The organism is Streptomyces turgidiscabies Car8 (assembly GCF_000331005.1).
GTDB lineage: Bacteria > Actinomycetota > Actinomycetes > Streptomycetales > Streptomycetaceae > Streptomyces > Streptomyces turgidiscabies.
The window spans coordinates 1-1230 of sequence record NZ_AEJB01000399.1 but is presented as its reverse complement, the minus strand read 5'-3'; the positions used below and the strand labels follow the sequence as shown (position 1 = coordinate 1230).

Here is a 1230-nt window from a genome sequence, read left to right as displayed (position 1 = left end):
GCCCGTGCGCGTTCGACGGTCCGCTCAGCGGATGTTCAGAGGCTGTACTCCTTGACCACCCGCCGCACCTGGGCGAAGAGCATGCCCACGTTGACCGCCTTGCGGCAGACGACCACGGCGACGACGTCCTGCTGCTCGTTCAGCCGCACGAACAGGTGAGTGAGGTTCTCGCTGTTGACGAGGATCTCCTGGAAGAAGTGCTGGTCGCTCGGGGTGCCCCGGCGTTCCTTGAACACGTCCTCGATCATCACGACCGTACGGCCCTGGAACAGGTCGAGGGTCGCGCCCGCCAGCAGGTCCAGGACCTCCGGCGGATGGTTGTCGACCGTCTCGTACGAGAGCAGCATCCCGGTGGCCATGTCGACCACCCCCGACGCGACACACTCGGGGGCATCGGTACGGAGCGCCTTGACCAGGCCCATGACCTGGTCGGAGAAACCTGTGGTCATGCGTTTCGTCGCCATCCTTTCCTTCACACTCCTTCGGTCGCCACGGCGGGTTCCGTGGCGGTGAGGATCGAGCCGATACGGCGCAGCGCCGGCTGGGTCGCGCGGTGCAGCCGGTCCAGGTCGACGCCCTCGTCGCCGAGTACGACCATCAACGCGGTGTCCCCGACGGCGTAGAAGGCCGCGCAGCCCTGGCTGCCGTAGGTGACCGTCCGGCGCAGGGTGCCCCGGCCGGTCGCCTGGGCGGCCCGTCGGGCGAGACCGAGTCCCGCGGCGGCGATGGCGGCGAGACCCTCGGGGTCGATCGACGCGGCGGTGTCCGCCGCTATGAGCAGTCCGTCGGTGGCGGCGATCGCCGTGTCGGTGATTCCGTCCACCTTTTCGCGCAGGTCGCGCATTTCCATGGCCAGCGCTTTGTGGTCCATGTACTCAACTCCCCTATGAGCTCTACGAACTTCTACGAACTTTCACGCATTTCCATGAGTTCCGTTCCGCATTCGGAAGAACCCTTTCCAGCTCGTCCCGCGCTTTTCGGGGGCGAGAGTTTCGGTGATGCCACTGGCGCCGGGTTCGCGGCGGGGCAGTGCGGGAGCGGGAACCTGTGGTGGCGACGCCGGTCGCGGTACCGGTCGCGCGTCGGAGGCGAGGACGGAGGCCAGCCTGGTGACGACGGCCGGGTCGACGTACGGAGGCGGCAACGGCGGAGGCGGGGGCGGTGAAGGTGGTGGAGGCGGCGGCCTGCGCTGTCGCAGGCCCTCCTGCGGCAACCGGACGACCGGGGGCG

The 1230-nt window shown here is 68.5% G+C and carries 2 protein-coding genes; both read right to left on the bottom strand.

Annotated elements, in window-relative coordinates; translation table 11 throughout:
- Positions 1 to 35: 35 nt before the first annotated feature.
- A complete protein-coding gene (locus tag STRTUCAR8_RS29170) occupies positions 36 to 464 on the bottom strand; it encodes a hypothetical protein (protein ID WP_006379693.1) in 429 nt (142 codons plus the stop codon).
- 8 nt (positions 465 to 472) lie between these two features.
- Positions 473 to 871, bottom strand: coding sequence for a roadblock/LC7 domain-containing protein (locus STRTUCAR8_RS29165; protein WP_006379691.1), 399 nt, complete (start codon positions 869 to 871; stop codon positions 473 to 475).
- Positions 872 to 1230: the final 359 nt, after the last annotated feature.